The organism is Pseudonocardia sp. Ae150A_Ps1 (genome assembly GCF_001932315.1).
Classification (GTDB): domain Bacteria; phylum Actinomycetota; class Actinomycetes; order Mycobacteriales; family Pseudonocardiaceae; genus Pseudonocardia.
Map to the genome: position 1 here is coordinate 2541359 of NZ_MCIJ01000001.1, position 16196 is coordinate 2557554.

The 16196-nt window shown below is 76.4% G+C and carries 12 protein-coding genes; 4 read left to right on the forward strand and 8 right to left on the reverse strand.

Going from position 1 to position 16196, the window contains the following annotated elements:
- Positions 1 to 211: 211 nt before the first annotated feature.
- Positions 212 to 1738 carry a M28 family metallopeptidase gene (locus tag Ae150APs1_RS11645; RefSeq protein ID WP_083680076.1) on the forward strand — a complete coding sequence of 509 codons (1527 nt, stop codon included), beginning with the start codon at positions 212 to 214 and terminating at the stop codon, positions 1736 to 1738.
- 22 nt (positions 1739 to 1760) lie between these two features.
- On the opposite strand, the gene Ae150APs1_RS11650 is transcribed toward Ae150APs1_RS11645, so the two are convergent.
- The 8 genes from Ae150APs1_RS11650 to sucC form a co-directional block, all read right to left on the reverse strand.
- A complete protein-coding gene (locus Ae150APs1_RS11650; protein WP_083680077.1) occupies positions 1761 to 3407 on the reverse strand; it encodes a DNA polymerase Y family protein in 1647 nt (548 codons plus the stop codon).
- Positions 3404 to 4495: a hypothetical protein gene (locus tag Ae150APs1_RS34625; RefSeq protein WP_175579851.1), complete on the reverse strand. Its 1092-nt coding sequence runs from the start codon at positions 4493 to 4495 to the stop codon at positions 3404 to 3406. Before Ae150APs1_RS34625 ends, Ae150APs1_RS11650 begins: the two co-directional genes overlap by 4 nt.
- Positions 4496 to 4951: 456 nt before the next feature.
- Positions 4952 to 6514 (reverse strand): bifunctional phosphoribosylaminoimidazolecarboxamide formyltransferase/IMP cyclohydrolase, encoded by a 1563-nt coding sequence (gene purH, locus Ae150APs1_RS11660; RefSeq protein ID WP_075297497.1) that lies wholly within the window; start codon positions 6512 to 6514, stop codon positions 4952 to 4954.
- On the reverse strand, positions 6511 to 7125 hold the full coding sequence (gene purN, locus Ae150APs1_RS11665; protein WP_075302013.1) for a phosphoribosylglycinamide formyltransferase: 615 nt from the start codon (positions 7123 to 7125) through the stop codon (positions 6511 to 6513). Before purN ends, purH begins: the two co-directional genes overlap by 4 nt.
- 189 nt (positions 7126 to 7314) lie before the next feature.
- Positions 7315 to 9045 (reverse strand): DUF6350 family protein, encoded by a 1731-nt coding sequence (locus tag Ae150APs1_RS32000; RefSeq protein ID WP_075297499.1) that lies wholly within the window; start codon positions 9043 to 9045, stop codon positions 7315 to 7317.
- Positions 9046 to 9236: 191 nt separating this feature from the next.
- Complete coding sequence (locus Ae150APs1_RS11675; protein WP_139316875.1) at positions 9237 to 10391, reverse strand: hypothetical protein; 1155 nt, start codon at positions 10389 to 10391, stop codon at positions 9237 to 9239.
- 203 nt (positions 10392 to 10594) lie between these two features.
- Complete coding sequence (gene sucD / locus Ae150APs1_RS11680; RefSeq protein ID WP_010235746.1) at positions 10595 to 11482, reverse strand: succinate--CoA ligase subunit alpha; 888 nt, start codon at positions 11480 to 11482, stop codon at positions 10595 to 10597.
- Positions 11483 to 11487: 5 nt separating this feature from the next.
- A complete protein-coding gene (sucC, locus tag Ae150APs1_RS11685; RefSeq protein ID WP_256385587.1) occupies positions 11488 to 12681 on the reverse strand; it encodes an ADP-forming succinate--CoA ligase subunit beta in 1194 nt (397 codons plus the stop codon).
- Positions 12682 to 12938: 257 nt separating this feature from the next.
- Here sucC and Ae150APs1_RS11690 point away from each other — a divergent pair, with 257 nt between their 5' ends.
- The 3 genes from Ae150APs1_RS11690 (at position 12939) to Ae150APs1_RS11700 (ending at position 16189) form a co-directional block, all read left to right on the forward strand.
- Entirely contained in the window at positions 12939 to 14222 is a 1284-nt protein-coding gene (locus tag Ae150APs1_RS11690; protein ID WP_249266304.1) for an alpha/beta fold hydrolase, read from the forward strand.
- 426 nt (positions 14223 to 14648) lie between these two features.
- Positions 14649 to 15533: a M23 family metallopeptidase gene (locus Ae150APs1_RS11695; RefSeq protein ID WP_249266305.1), complete on the forward strand. Its 885-nt coding sequence runs from the start codon at positions 14649 to 14651 to the stop codon at positions 15531 to 15533.
- A gap of 23 nt (positions 15534 to 15556) precedes the next feature.
- On the forward strand, positions 15557 to 16189 hold the full coding sequence (locus tag Ae150APs1_RS11700; RefSeq protein ID WP_075297503.1) for a DUF1707 domain-containing protein: 633 nt from the start codon (positions 15557 to 15559) through the stop codon (positions 16187 to 16189).
- Positions 16190 to 16196: the final 7 nt, after the last annotated feature.

The window sequence follows — 16196 nt, forward strand, 5'->3', positions numbered from 1 at the left end:
CGACCGTGGATCCGCTCCGTTCGTCCGGTTCCCGGGACATACCGCCCGATCGGGGACCCCGTGTCGAGATCGAGAGTTCACGACACGTCCACACCTGATGACGGATCCTGGTGCGACGCCGTGCACCCGGACCGTGTCCGGCCGCGCACCACGAGCACCGGACCGCTGGTGCCGACGACGCCCGGGACCGGGCCGGACAGTGGGGGGGACCATGAGGACGGCAACGACGGGAACGACGCCGGGCGGCAGCACCCGGCGCCGGGTGGCCGGTCGCCGCCTGGCTCGGGTGCTCGGAGCCGGTGTGGCGGTGGCCGCGCTGGCCGCCTGCGCGAACGTCCCGGCCGGACCGGGCACGGCCGTCCTCCCGCCGGGGGCCGCCGGCACCGACGGCGCCGCACCCCAGTCCGATCCGGGCCTGCCCGCCCGCCTGGCCGGGGCGGTGAGCGGTGACGCCGCCTACGCCCACCTCGAGCAGCTGCAGAAGATCGCCGACGCGAACGACGGCAACCGGGCGATCGGCACCCCCGGCTACGACGCGAGCGTCGACTACGTCTCGCGCACGCTGCGCGAGGCGGGCTACGACGTGCAGACGCCGTCGTTCGACGTCCGCACCTTCACCGCGGGCGACGCCCGGCTGACGGTGGCGGGCGCGCCGGTGCCCACCGAGGTGCTGAGCTTCTCGCCGGCCACCCCGCCCGGCGGCCTGACCGCACCGCTGTCGGTCCGGCCGCGCGCCCCGCAGGACCCGAGCCCGGGGTGCGAGGCCGAGGACTACGCCGGGATGCCGGCCGGCGCGATCGCCGTCGTCGAGCGGGGCGTCTGCGAGTTCGGTCAGAAGTCGCGGCTGGCCGGGGCCGCCGGAGCGGTGGCCGTGATCGTCACCAACACCGAGGACGCGGCGCTGCCCGCCACCCTCGGCGAGACACCGGGCGTCGTGCCGACCGCCGCCGTGCAGAGGACCGCCGGCGCCGCCCTCCGGGACGGACAGCAGGCCACCCTCCTGCTGGACACCACGATCCAGCAGCAGACCTCCCGCAACGTGATCGCCGAGACGAGCACCGGTGACCCGGACCGGGTCGTGATGGCCGGGGCACACCTGGACTCCGTGCCGGAGGGCGCGGGGATCAACGACAACGGCAGCGGCAGTGCCGCGCTGCTGGACGTCGCGCAGAAGCTCGGCGCGGCCCCGCCCGCCGGGCAGAAGGTGCGTTTCGCCTGGTGGGGCGCCGAGGAGATCGGCCTGGTCGGGGCGACGCGCTACGTCGAGTCGCTCTCGCAGCAGGACCGGGCGAAGGTCGGGCTCTACCTGAACTTCGACATGGTGGCCTCGCCGAACGCGGCGTACCTGGTCTACGACGGCGACGACTCGGACCGCCTCGGCGGCGAGGCCGGACCGCCCGGTTCGGGGGCCGCGGAGCAGGTCCTGACCGAGTCGCTGGTCGCCGCCGGTGTGCAGGGCCCGGAGGGCACCGCGTTCGACGGCCGCTCCGACTACGGCCCCTTCATCGAGGCCGGGATCCCGGCGGGCGGGCTGTTCACCGGCGCCGAGGAGCGGAAGACCCCGAAGCAGGCGCAGAAGTGGGGCGGGACGCCCGGCCAGTCCTACGACGCCTGCTACCACACGCCGTGCGACCGGCTGACCAACATCGACCGGGTGGCACTGGACCGGAACGTCACGGCGATGGGCAACGCGATCGGTCGCTTCGCGGTGGACATGACAGGGGTCCCCGCCCGGTAGCGGGGCCCGCGTCCCGGCCGTCTCAGTCGTAGACACCGGCCACCTCCCAGCGCGTCCCGCGGTGGACGAGCAGCAACGCCGCGCCGTCCGCGAGCGCGACCTGCAACCGGGCCGTGGGGCCGGGGGCGTCGGGGGCCCACCAGCGGGTGTGCACCGGCCAGGGCCCGGCCCAGCCCGCGATCTCGCGGTCCGGACCACCTCCGCCGGAGATCCGGTGCGGGTCCCCGTCGAGCAGGTCCGGGGCCGGCAGGGACACCTCGGAGCCATCGGCGTCGAGCAGCCGGACCGGCGCCGGGTCCGGCAGGACCGTCGCCGGTGACGGCGCCGGCAACCGGCCCGGCCACGACGCCGGCGGATCCTTCGGCACCCCCGACCGCGGGGGTGCCGGCGCCTCGACGACCCGTTCCTCACCCCAGGGCACCAGCCGGACCCGCTCCCCGGGATCCCGGCCACCGGTCGGGACCGCGGTGACCACGGACTCCGGGCCGAGCAGCGCCTGCACCCGGACCAGCGCGCGACCGGCGCGTTCGTCGTTCTCACCGACGTCGCCCCACAACCCGCGCTGCAGCGCGCCGGCCACCACGGTGTCCTCCGGGGTGAGGCGCAGGGCGACCAGGGTGCCGGAGCCGCCGCGGCCGAGCCACGAGTCGAGCTGCCAGCGCACCCGGTCGACGGTGCCCGCGGGAGTCAGCGGTTCGGCGCACCGCCACACCCGCAACAGTTCCTCTCCGCTGTCGGTGCGGGCGTGCACACCGAGCCGCGTGCAGGCCAGGCCGTGCCCGGCGAGCGCCTCGTGCAGCCGGGTGGCCAGCCCGCGGGCGGCGAACGCCGCCGCGTCCACCCGGTCCACCGGCGGATCCAGCTCGATCGCCGCGGCGAGCGCCTCCGGCGGGACCCGCCGCACCGGAGGCCGCGGATCGAGCCCGCGGGCGAGCCGGTGCGCCGCCACCGCGTCGGCACCGAACCGGGAGGCGACGTCGGCCTCGGTCAGCGCGCCGAACGCACCCAGCGACCGCAGCCCGAGCCGGCGCAGGAGGTCGATCAGCGCGGAGCGGTCGGTCTCCGGGTCCCGGTCGAGCTCGGCGACCTCCAGCGGTGCGAGGAACTCCGCCGACCGGCCGGACGGCACCCCGCGCCCCCGGCGGGCGGCGAGCTCGGCGGCGAACATGCCGTCGGCGACACCGATCTGGCACTCCGTCGCGGCGTGCAGGGCGACCTGGTCGATCAGCCGCTCGATCGCCTCCCGCTCCCCGCCGAACCAGCCGACCGGGCCGCGGGCGGGCAGCACGAGCAACCCGGGACGGACGACCTCCACACCCGGCGCGACCCCCTCGACCGCGGCCGCGACCGGCTCGAACAGCCGGGCGTCCCGTCCCGGGTCCGGTGCGAGCACCGCCAGGTCGGGGCACCGGGCCTGCGCCTCGCGCCGTCGCAGCCCCCGGCGCACCCCGTGCCTGCGGGCGATGGCCGAGCAGGCCAGCACCCGGTTGGCGTGGAACACCGCCGCAGGGCGGTGCACCGGGACGTGGGCGGCCCGGGCCGCCGCGGTGACCGGCCAGTCCGGGGACCAGACCGCCAGCACCCGCGGGTCCGGCACCCGCGCCCCCGCACCGCCCGGCCCCCGGACGGCCGGGTCCGCGACGTCCGCCGCGCTGCCCGCCGCGCTCATCCGGCCACCTGTACGACCGGCCGGCCGGGGAGCACCTGCCCGGGGGCGGCGACGGGCGTCGGCCGGCTCCCGGCCGGCACCTGCTCCGGGGCGGCGAGTACCGCCCCGCCCGGCCCCGGCAGCAGCACCTCAGCGCCCCGGCCCGCGGGCCCGATCCCGCGCCCGGACGCCCGCACCTCGATCCGGCGGTACCGCAACCGGCCCTCCCCGCGGCCCACGCCCTCCCAGCGTGGACGTTCGCAGTGCAGCCGCAGGTCCGCCCCGGGCCAGGACCCCAGCGCCAGCAGCACCGCCCCGCGCTGCCGGGCCCGCGCCGTCAGCCGTTGCCGGTCACCGGCACGGAGCCCGGCCCGCTCCGGACCCGCCACCACGACCAGGTCCAGCCCGTCGAGCAGGGCCGCGGTGACCCCGACCAGATCGGCACCGGGATCCGGGACCAGCGCGAGCCGGTCCAGCCGCACGCCCGCCTCGGCCGCGGCCCCCAGCCCGGGACGCCCGACCACACCCGCCCAGCACCCCTCCGCGGACGCCGCGGCGAGCAGCGCGAACAGCAACGACCCCGCGCCGGCGCCCGCTCCCACCGCGACCGTGGACCCCCGGCGCAGGCCGCCCGCCGGCAGCAACCCGGCCAGCGGGCCGGGGACAGGGAGCAGCGCGGCGTCGTCGGGATCGGCCGTGCCGGTGGTGCGCGCGGGGCCCGCGTCGGCCGCCGTCGCCCCGCACCCGGGACGGGCCACCGGACGGGACCGCTCGACGTCGGCCCGGGTCTCCACCCGGTGCAGCACCTGCCGGGCCCGGGCGAGCCGGTCCGACACCGGCCCCCCGACCGGGCCCCGTGCCCCGTGGAGCGGCTCCCGCCCGCTCCCGGGGTCACGGGACCCGGCGAGCCCGGCCCGCGGTCCGGCCCCGGAACCGGCACGGCCCGCGGAGACGGGCTCCCCGTCCGTCCCCGCGCTCCGCACGCCGGCCCCGATCACCGGCCCGGCCGCCTCCTCCGGACCCGGATGCGGCTCCCCGGTCTCCGGGCGGTGCCGGGGTTCCGGGCCCCCGCCCGGTTCCCCCGCACCGTCCGGCGCGGATCCGATCACCCGGCCCACCGCCGCCGCTCCCCCGACGACCGTGACCCTCTCGTCCGAGACCGTCCCGCTCGGCGCAGCCCTGCCCACACGGACCTCCCCCGTCGCACCGCGACCGGCCTGCCGACCGGTCGGAACCTGCCCGGCGCACCACGGGGAAGGTGGTGCGTGCTCGAACTGACGTTCGAATCATAGGGCCTGTGCCGGCCCTGCCGCAGCCCCCGGTCGGGGGATCCGTGGACCGACGCGGAGCACCGTCGCACGCACCCCCGACAGTTCCGGACCGCGCGGCCGCACCGGCCGGAGCCGCGCCGCCGGCAGGGCCCCGCCGAGATGCAGCTCACGGTCGTGGCGGGGGCGACGAGCCGCGCTGAGCTGCATCTCGGCGGACACGGCAGCTCCCGGGAGCACACACAGAACGGCCCGGACCGCGCGAGGCGGTCCGGGCCGTCCGGGACGTGCCGGGGATCAGTGGGCGAAGTGCCGCGTCCCCGTGAGGTACATCGGGACGCCCGCCTTCGCACACGCGGCCACGACCTGCTCGTCCCGCACCGAACCACCCGGCTGCACGACGGCCGCGACACCGGCGTCGAGCAGCACCTCCAGGCCGTCCGGGAACGGGAAGAACGCGTCCGACGCCACGACCGCACCACGCACCCGGTCACCGGCCCGCTCGACCGCCAGCTTCGCGGCGTCCACCCGGTTGACCTGGCCCATGCCGACGCCGACCGCGGCGCCGTCGTGCGCGAGCAGGATCGCGTTCGACTTCACCGCGCGGCAGGCCCGCCAGGCGAACGCGAGGTCGGCGAGGAGTTCCGGGGAGGCCGGGTCGCCGGTGACGAGCTTCCAGGCGGCCGGGTCGTCGCCGGCGGCGTCGACCAGGTCGCGCTGCTGGACGAGGACCCCGCCGGAGATCGGCCGCAGCTCGGTGCCGCCACGGGCGACCTCCCCCGGGATGCGGAGCAGCCGGACGTTCTTCTTGCGCTGCAGGACCTCCAGCGCACCGTCGGCGTAGGACGGGGCCACCACGACCTCGGTGAAGATCTCCGCGACCTGCTCGGCCATCGCGACCGACACCTCGCCGTTGACCGCCACGACACCACCGAACGCGGACACCGGATCGGTGGCGTGCGCCTTGCGGTGCGCCTCGGCGACGTCCGCGCCGACCGCGATCCCGCACGGGTTCGCGTGCTTGATCACCGCGACCGTCGGCCGGTCGCCGTGGTCGTGCGCGGCCCGCCAGGCGGCGTCGGCGTCGACGTAGTTGTTGTAGGACATCTCCTTGCCGTGCAGCTGCTCGGCACCGGCGAGGCCGGTGGCGCCGCCGTCGGCGTACAGCGCGGCGGCCTGGTGCGGGTTCTCGCCGTAGCGCAGCGCGCGCTCGCGGGTCCAGGTGGCGCCGAACCACTCCGGCGTCGCCTCGGTCCCGTCGCCCGCCGAGAACTGCTCGCCCATCCAGGTGGCGACCGAGACGTCGTAGGCGGCGGTGTGCCGGAACGCGTCCGCGGCCAGCCGGCGCCGGTCGGCGACGACGAACCCGCCGGCGGCGACCTGCTCCAGCACCCACTCGTAGCGGGACGGCTCGACGACCACGGCGACGCTCTCGTGGTTCTTCGCCGAGGCCCGCACCATCGCCGGGCCACCGATGTCGATCTGCTCGACGGCCTCGTCGCGGCTCGCGCCGGACGCGACGGTCTCCCGGAACGGGTAGAGGTTCGACACCAGCAGGTCGAACGGCGCGATGTTCAGCTGCTCGAGCTGCACGACGTGCTCGTCCTTGCGGGTGTCCGCGAGCAGCCCCGCGTGCACCCGGGGGTGCAGGGTCTTCACCCGGCCGTCGAAGCACTCGGGGAAACCGGTGACCTCCTCGACGGGCGTCACGGGGACCCCCGCGTCGGCGATCCGCTGCGCGGTGGATCCCGTCGAGACGATCTCCACACCGGCCGCGTGCAGCCCGGTCGCCAGGTCCAGCAGCCCGGCCTTGTCGTAGACGCTGATCAGGGCCCGGCGGACCGGCCTGCGCTCACTCACTGACTCACCTCGTGCGTTCTCCCGGCCGCGGCGAGACGCAGCACCGTCTCGACCAGCAGCCGTCGTTCCTCGGTCTTGATCCGCTCGTGCAGGACGGTCTCGTCGTCGGTCGGGAGGACGGGCACCTCCACCTGCGCGAGCACCGGCCCCGTGTCCAGCCCGGCGTCGACCTCGTGCACGGTCGCTCCGGTGGTCCGGACGCCGGCGGCCAGCGCGTCACGCACGGCGTGCGCACCGGGGAACGCCGGCAGCAGGGCCGGGTGCGTGTTCAACATCGGGCATCCGATCGCGTCCAGGAAGGCCGGTGCGACCAGCTTCATGAAGCCCGCCCCGACGACGACGTCCGGCCGGTGCGCGACGACGGCAGCGGCGAGGACGGCGTTCCAGGCGTCCCGGTCGGGGTGGTCGGCGACCCGTTCGACGAACGTCGGCAGCGCGGCCTCCCGGGCGCGGTCCAGTCCGGCCGCGCCGGGCCGGTCGGCGCCGACGGCCACGACCCGGTAGCCGGACGGGCCGGCGGGTGCCGCATCGAGCAGGGCCTGCAGCAACGTGCCGGCCCCGGAGACGAGTACGACGACGCGGAACGGTCCGGCCTGTTCCTGGGCGTGCACCGCTGTCCCTCCGACGCCGTCGCTGCGGCCGCGGTGGCGGCCGATGACCAGCGTAGACGCGCGGGGCACCCCGCCCGGCGTCCCCCTGCTCCGGGGACGCTCCGCGCAGGCCCCGTCACCGTCGGCCGGATCGTCGCCGGGCCCGGTCCGGGCCGAGGCGGGGTGGCTGTCACCCTCCCGGCCCGGTGCTCAGCCGGTGGGGTCCCGGTCGTCGCCGCGGGAGCCCCGCCGGGGGCCGTCCCGATCGGGGCCGGGGTCGGGGCCGGGGTCGTCGTGGTCGGGGTCGGGGTCGGGGCCGTCGTGGTCGGCGTGGTCGGCAGGGCCGTCGTGGTCGGCAGTGCCGGGATCACCGGGGCCCTCGTGATCGGGGTGGTCGTGCGGAGCGTCCCCGACCCGCGCCGCCCCGTCGCCCACGGCCCCGGCGGGATCGCGGCGACCCTCCCGCCGGACGCGCCCGTCCCGTCCCGCGCTCCCGCCGGAGCGGCTGCTCGCGCCGGACCGGCGGCGCCCCTCGACGAGATCGGCGACCGTCGACGACCGCTCGCGCCGCACCGCCCGCGACCCCGTGCCCGGGGCCCGGCCGGCCCGCCCACCGGCGGGACCGCCCATCGGCACGTGCCGGGCCAGCTCGGGTCCGGCGCAGGTCAGCAGCGCGGGCAGCCCCACCAGCAGCAGCACGGCGCCGAACACCGCCCCGGGGTGGAACGACACCGGGTCGTAGGGCCCGCCGGCGAGGGGCCCGCCGGCCACCGTGGCCAGCGCTCCGGCCCCGATCGCGACGACGACCGCCGCCGTCGCCAGGGCCGCCGCCCGCTCCGCCATCGGGGCGCCGTCCGCCAGCGCGCGGCGGCAGGCGAGCCCGGTCAGCACACCGGCGAGGACCGGGAGCAGCAGGACCAGGGGCGCGGCGGGCGGCACCGTCGTCATCGGCAGCAGGGCCGTGAGCGGGAACGCCGGGAGCGGCCCGGGCTCCGCGAGCAGCGGGCCGGACGTCGCGACCCCGACCGAGACACCCGCGCCGAGCATCCAGGACACCGCCCCGACCAGCGCGTTCGGCAGATACCCCACGGCGAGCACCAGGACGCCGAAGCCCGCTCCGATGCCCGGTCCGAGACGGGCAGCGGCGTCGCTCACGGCGGTCGCGGTGAGCAGCAGCGCCCCCGTCAGCACGAGCGCGCCGGTCAGCAGCAGGGAGGTCGCGGCGACCCGGACCCCGGCGAGCGCGGCTCCGGGCCACCCCGCGAGCACCCGCTTCCACGCGGCGGGCATCCCGCAGGCGTGGACGACGCCCGCACCGGCCGCGGCGCCACCGATCAGGCCGGCGCCGAGGAGGGAGGCCCACGGCGCGGTCACCGCCATCTCCTTGGGCAGCAGCGCACCCGCCAGCACGGCGACCGCGGCCGCCGCGCCCGCCTGCGCGGCGACGACGGCGCCCGCGTCGTGCCGGACCCGGCCACCCAGCCGCCGGACCGCCCAGCGGGAGAACCACGCGACGACGGCCACGATCACGAGGGTCGGCAGCAGCGGCAGCACCCCGAGCGGGCGGCCGTCGAGTGCGATCGGGATCTGGTGCGCGGCCAGCCACATCGGGACGGCAGTGGCCAGCGCGGCGTCGGCCGTCACCGGCACACCGCCGGTGCCGGCGATCAGCGCCGCGACCGGCACCAGCAGCGTGTAGCCGGCCAGCACCGCGCCCATCGTCGACGCGAGCAGGATCCGCAGGCGGTCGAGGCCGTTGCCATCGCCCGCGCGCCGGTCCGGTGCGGGCCGCCGGGTCGTGGCACGGGGCCGTTCCCGCTCGGCGACGCCGCCCCGGCCGTCGCGCGCGGCCGCGTCGTCCCGGGACCGGGACGCGCCGGGACCGGACGGCCGGGAGCGGGACGCGGGACGGCCGCGGGCGGGGCGGGGCGGGGTGCTCACCCGGTCAGGGTCGCAGCGCCGGGACGCCCGCGGCGGCAGGCACGCCGCACGTGCCCGGCCCCACGGGACCGCCCGGGTCCCAGCGGGACGCGGACGACCGGACAGGGCCGACGCGGGTCACGACCGGCGGGACCGGACACCCGGCGTCACGACCACCGGGCCGTGACGACCGGCGCCCTGGACGACCGGAGTCAGGACGACGGCGGCCGGCCGCCCCCCGCACGGAAGGCCCGGGTGGCGTCGTCGTCGGTCACAGGGGTCTGCCGGGCCGGGTCGTGCCCCGGCGACTGCTCCCCGGACGCCTGCTGCTCCGGCGTCCCGGACTGCCCGCGGGCCCCGGCTGCCGGCACGCCCGGAGCGTTCGGGTCCACGGCCTGGCCACCGGGCCCGTTCTGCCCGGCCCCCGGGACGCCGGGCGCGGTCTGCCCGACCGCCGGCTCGCCGGGCAGGTGCTGCCCGGCGACCTCGTCGGGGGTGTGCTGCGCCGATCCCTGTGCACCCTGAGCCGGCTGCTCGGCGGGGACACCCTGCCCCGGGGCACCCGGTGCGTCGGCACCTGCGGCCTGCTGACCGGGGACGGCGCCGCCGCCGTGGCCGCGCCCGGGGTCGGCCGCGCGCTCGCCGTAGGCGACCCCGGAGAACGCCCCGCCCGAGGCGGCCGTGGACGGCGCGTACGACCCCGGGACGGCCTGCCCGGCCCCCTGCGGCTGCTGCCCGTACTGACCGGGCTCGCCGTACTGACCCGGCTGGCCGCCGTACTGACCCGGCTCGGCGGCGTACTGACCGTGTTGGGCGCCGTAGTGACCCGGCTGCTGGGCGTACTGACCCGGGCCCTCGTGGGCTCCCGGGTGTCCGCCCCGGCCGGGGCCGTACGCGTCGTACCCGCCCGCCTGCCCGGGGCGGCCGTGACCGGGCTGCTGGGGCAGGCCGGGCGTCGCCCACGGCGGCTCGTTCGACGGCGCGTGCGCCGGCCGCGCCGCGCGCGGGGCGGGGGCGGCGAGGACACCGGAGAGCAGCAGCTGGCCGTAGAACAGGCCGGCGACCGACAGCAGCGCGAACGCCACGGCCACCCACCCGACGGCCCCGGCCGCGACCGGGCTGCCGCTGGCGGTGAACAGGAACAGCAGCGTCAGGAACCCGGTCCCGGACAGCACGGTCCCGGCGACGAGCACCCGGCCCGTCCCGGGCAGCAGCGACAGCCCACCCGCGATCCCGCCCGCCACGACCATGGCGAGCGCGTAGGCGGCGGCCGGGGGGAGCCCGAAGAAGGCCGTGACCAGGACGAGCAGCGCGGCGGCCGCGCCGCCCAGCACGGCGAGCCGCACCGTGCCCGCAGGTGGGGTCACCGCGTCGTCGGGGCCGGCCCCGGGGGGGAGGGCGGCTGGTTACTGGACATGACGACTACTCCCGCGGGCGTCGGTGACAGGACTCCGGGCCGCACGCTAGTCGATTCCGCTCCACGGCCGGGTGACGCCCGACGGGCGCCGTACACACGACGACGCGCGGGCCCCCGGAGTTCCCGGGACCCGCGCGTCGTCGGTCGTACGCCCTACTTGGCGGAGAGGATCTCCTTCATGAGCGCGGCGGTCTCGGACGGCGTCTTGCCGACCTTCACGCCCGCGGCCTCGAGGGCCTCCTTCTTCGCCTGCGCGGTGCCGGCCGAGCCGGAGACGATGGCGCCGGCGTGGCCCATCGTCTTGCCCTCCGGCGCGGTGAAGCCCGCGACGTAGCCGGCGACCGGCTTGGTGACGTTGGCCTTGATGAAGTCCGCGGCACGCTCCTCGGCGTCGCCACCGATCTCACCGATCATCACGATGGCCTCGGTGTCGGGGTCCGCCTCGAACGCCTCGAGGGCGTCGATGTGCGTGGTGCCGATGACCGGGTCACCGCCGATGCCGATCGCGGTGGAGAAGCCGAACTCGCGCAGCTCGAACATCATCTGGTAGGTCAGCGTGCCGGACTTCGACACCAGACCGATCTTGCCGGGGCCGGCGATGTTCGCCGGGATGATGCCCGCGTTGGACTTCCCGGGAGAGATGATCCCGGGACAGTTCGGCCCGATGATGCGGGTCTTGTTGCCCTTGGCGACGGCGTGCGCCCAGAAGTACGCCGAGTCGTGCACCGGGATGCCCTCGGTGATCACGACGGCGAGCGGGATCTCGGCGTCGATGGCCTCGATGACCGCGTCCTTGGCGAACTTCGGCGGGACGAACAGCACCGACACGTCGGCGCCGGTCTCCTTCATCGCCTCCTCGACCGTCCCGTACACGGTGACGTCCTTGTCGCCGACCGTGTGCGTGGTCCCGGCCTTGCGGGCGTTGACGCCGCCCACGATGTTCGTGCCGGAGGCGATCATCTTCGTGGCGTGCTTGGTGCCCTCGCCGCCGGTGATGCCCTGGACGATGACCTTGCTGTTCTCGTTGAGGAAGATCGACATTTCTCTCAGGCTCCCGCGGCGTTCGCCAGCTCGGCGGCCTTGGCGGCCGCGTCGTCCATCGTGCCCACCACAGTGACGAGCGGGTGGTTCGCGTCGGCCAGGATCTTGCGACCCTCCTCGACGTTGTTGCCGTCCAGGCGGACGACCAGCGGCTTCGTGGCGTCGTCGCCCAGGATCTTCAGGGCCTCGACGATGCCGTTCGCCACCGCGTCGCACGCGGTGATGCCGCCGAAGACGTTGACGAAGACGCTCTTGACCTCGTCGTCGCCCAGGATGACGTCCAGGCCGTCGGCCATGACCTGCGCCGAGGCGCCGCCGCCGATGTCGAGGAAGTTGGCCGGCTTCACGCCGCCGTGCGCCTCACCGGCGTACGCCACGACGTCGAGGGTGCTCATGACGAGACCCGCGCCGTTGCCGATGATGCCGACCTGGCCGCCGTCGAGCTTGACGTAGTTCAGGCCCTTGGCCTTGGCCTTCGCCTCGAGCGGGTTCTCGGTCCGCTCGTCGACGAGCTCGGCGTGCGCCTCGTGGCGGAACGCGGCGTTCTCGTCGAGGGTGACCTTGCCGTCGAGGGCGATCACCTTGTCCTGCGGGTCACGGACCAGCGGGTTGACCTCGACGAGGGTGGCGTCCTCGGCGACGAAGGTCTCCCACAGCTTCACGATGACGTTCGCGGCCTCGTCGGCGACGGCGGCCGGGATCTTCCCCGCGGCGACGATCTCGTCGGCCTTCGCCTTGTCGACACCGGCGATCGGGTCGATCGCGATGCGGGCCAGCGCCTCCGGGCGCTCGACGGCCAGCTCCTCGATCTCCATGCCGCCCTCGGCCGAGCACATGGCCAGGAAGGTCCGGTTCGAGCGGTCCAGCAGGAACGAGAAGTAGTACTCCTCGGAGATGTCGCTGGCCTCGGTCACCAGCACCTGGTGGACGGTGTGGCCCTTGATGTCGAGACCGAGGATGGCCTCGGCCTTCTCCTTGGCCTCGTCGGCACTCTGGGCCAGCTTCACGCCGCCCGCCTTGCCCCGGCCGCCGGTCTTGACCTGGGCCTTGACCACGACGGCGGTGCCCAGCTCGGACGCTGCGGCCGCGGCGTCGGCGGCGTTGTCCACGGTCTTCCCCGGCAGCACCGGGACTCCGTGCGCGGCGAAGAGGTCCTTCGCCTGGTACTCGTACAGGTCCACTCGGCTCTCCCGCTCCACTTCGCTATCGGCCGCGACCGGCGCGTCCCCGGGTTCCTCCGGGGGCGCCCCGCGCTGGGAGGCGGCAGCGGTCGCGGACGTCGGTCGTGCTGCGTCCGGGAGCCTAGCCACGCCGTCCGCACCGGTCCTGACCTGGGCCGGTGACTGCTGTCACCCCGTCGGGGCAGTGTTCGATTCAGATGCCCCGTCCGAGTGATGCCGACCACGCGCCGGGCCGCCACCGGGCGAACGGCTGTGATCTGACTTACCTTTCCACCATGGCGACGTCGCTACCCGGGTGGCGTCGCCTGCGCGCGATCGCTTCCGGAGCGACGGACCTCGCGAGCGATCTCGGGCAGGCGACGGGCTACGCCGTGCGCACCTTCACCTCCCCGGCCGGGCTCAGGGGCCTGGCCGTCGAGTGGGCGTGGCTGTCAGCCCACCTCGCGCTCTACCCGATCGGGCTGGCCGAGGAGACGGTCCGGGCACACGGGCACTGGCGCACCGACACCCTCCCGCCGGTCAAGCGCAGCCTGGTCGTCGCCGACCCGGCCGCCGCGGGGACCCCGATCCTGCTGATCCACGGGATCATGGACAACCGGTCGGTGTTCACCGTGTTCGCGCACGCGCTGCGCCGGCGCGGGTTCGGCACGGTGCACGCGATCAACTACAGCCTGCTCACCGGCGACCTGCGCAGCGCCGCCCACGAACTCCGCGGGCACGTCGAGCGACTGCGCGAGGCGACCGGCTCGGACAAGGTCCACATCGTGGGGCACTCGCTCGGCGGGGTCGTCGCCCGCTACTACGTCCAGCGGATGGGCGGCGACGACGTCGTCGACACCCTGGTCACGCTCGGCAGCCCGCACTCGGGCAGCAATCTGGCCCGGCTCGCGCCGACCGCGCTGTGCCGCCAGCTCCGTCCCGGCTCCGAGGTGCTCGCCGAGCTCGACGCACCGGCACCGGGGTGCCGGACCCGGTTCCTCGTCGTCTGGTCCCGGATGGACGAGGTCGTCGTCCCGCAGCGCAACGCCCGGCTGCAGCATCCGGACCTCGACGTCCAGGAGCTCCACCTCGACGACGTCGGGCACCTGTCGCTGCCGATCGACCGGCGCACGGTGCACTGGGTGGCCAGCACACTGGCGCGCGGCGAGGTGGAGCGGCGCGAGCACGACGCGGTCCGGGACCGCCGGCTGCGTGGATCCCTCCGCCCGGCCGGTCGGCACGCGGTAGACGCGGAGCTCGACGGCACCGGCGGCGGCGTCCCCGGTGTCCCGCCCCCCCCGCGTCCTGAGCCGCGGAGTCCGCCCACCCGTACGGCGGCGGACGACCGGGTGACCCGGAGCCGTCGCCCTCCGGCGCGTTCCCCCGACCGGTCGCCGATGATCTCCGACCGTCCGTACCCGTACGGCGGCCCGCCGTTGCCGCGTTGCGACTGTCGGGTTACCGTCCAGTCGTCCACGTCACGAGCCGATCACGGTGGTCGGCGCCGCCCCCGAAACGGCGCACACCCCCGCGGAGCCCCCACTCCGACGACCACCGCCGACCGGCCCGGGACGACCTGAACACCAGAAGGGCAGGTCTTGGCGCGCCACCGCTCCCCCAGCGGCGCCGTCCGACCGGAGTCCCGGCCCGGCACGATCCCCCACGTGCCGGTCACCGCGGGCGGCCACCGGCACCCGGCGCCTCCGCCGTCGGTCACGCGTACCCGCGTGCCGACCGGCGCCGACGTGCACCGTCCGCATCCGCCGGCCCACGTGCCCGCCCGCACCCGTCCGGAACCGGCGGGGACCCGCCACCGGCCCGGCACCGCCGCGCCCCGGAACCGCCCGCAGGGTCCGCGCGACGGGCACCGCCCCGCCGCACCAGCGCGTCCCGGCACCCCGGACGCGCCCGTCGCCCGTGCCGCCGCGCCGCACCCCGGCCCGGCGGCGACCGCCCGCACGGCCGCACCCGGCGGAGCCGTACGCGCGACGTCCCACGACGGAACCGTGCGCGGCGCGGCCACACCCACGACCGGGGCCGCGCGCCCGGCGACGGCCGGCGGGCACCAGTTCCCGCTGCCCCCGGCGACCGGCCACCGGACCCGGGTGACCGTCGCCGCCGCAGCCGGTGGCGCGCTCGTCGCGGCCGGCCAGACGATGGCAGGCGCCCTCGGCTTCCCGGGGCTGTCCGGCGAGCAGGCCGTCGAGGACTCCTACGCACGGCTCGCCGCCTCGGCGATGCTGCCGGTGTCGGCCGAGCCCCGTCCTGCCGACACGACCGCTCCCGCGGTGACCTCGGCGATCGGTGGTGAGCAGCTGGCCTCGCAGGCCTCGCTGCCCGATCTCGACGACACCACCGAGGTCGACGTCGCCAGCCTCACCAAGGCCGCCCGCCTCGGTGAGCAGGCCGCCACGCAGGAACGCGCCATCTCCGGCGCCATGTCGCACGGCGCACCGAAGGCCGTCGTGTTCGACGGCGAGCCCCTGGTGATGCCCACCGCGGGCCGCTTCACCTCCGGCTTCGGTGCCCGCTGGGGCGTGCAGCACTACGGCATCGACCTCGCCGCGCCGATCGGCACGCCGATCTTCGCCCTCACCGACGGTGTCGTGGAGAAGGCCGGCCCGGCCAGCGGTTTCGGGATGTGGGTGGTGCTCAAGCACCCCGACGGAACCAGCTCGGTGTACGGCCACATCCACCGCTCGCTCGTCGAGGTCGGACAGCAGGTCAAGGCGGGCGACGAGATCGCCGAGGTCGGGAACCGTGGCCAGTCCACCGGCCCGCACCTCCACCTGGAGATCTGGGAGTCCGACGGCAGCAAGACCAACCCGCTGCCCTGGCTCACCGAACGCGGTCTGGACGTCACCCGGCTGACCGGCGACCGCGACGCCTGATCCGCACGCGGCAGAATGGCCGCGTGACGGACGGATCGGAACTCCGCGTCGGCGGCACCGAACGCCGCGCGGTCGACGCCCGCCTCCAGCGGGCCCACGGCGAGGGCCGGCTCTCCCTGGAGGAGTACGAGGAACGGTCCGCCCGCGCCTGGGCCGCCCGGACCCGCGCCGACCTGGAACCGCTGACCGTCGACCTGCCCGCCGACACCGCCGCACCGACGGTCACCACGGCCGCCCCGGCGTCCCGCGGACGGGACCTGCTCACGACGGCGGCCCGGTCGGCCGGAGGTGCACTGGGGACGGTCGCGCTGGTCGCGGCGGCGCTCTGGGGCGGCTCGCACCTGATCTCCGCGCAGGACGGCGCCGCGGTGCTCAGCTCACGGACGATCGCCGTGGCGCCCGACCAGGACCGGGTGGAGACCCGTGCCGTCCTCGGGTCGCTGCGCATCGTCGTCCCCGACGGCGTGCGGGCCGACGTCAGCGGCTTCACCGTCTTCGGGTCGACCGAGTGCCCGACGGCGTGCGCGGTGCCCGCACCCCGCACCGTCACCGTCGACGCCTCCGGGGCCTTCACCTCGATCGAGATCCTCACCCCGGCCGAGGCCGCGGCGGACCCCGGCCGCGGCGACTCCGACCGGGACTCCGACGACGACTGACCCGGCC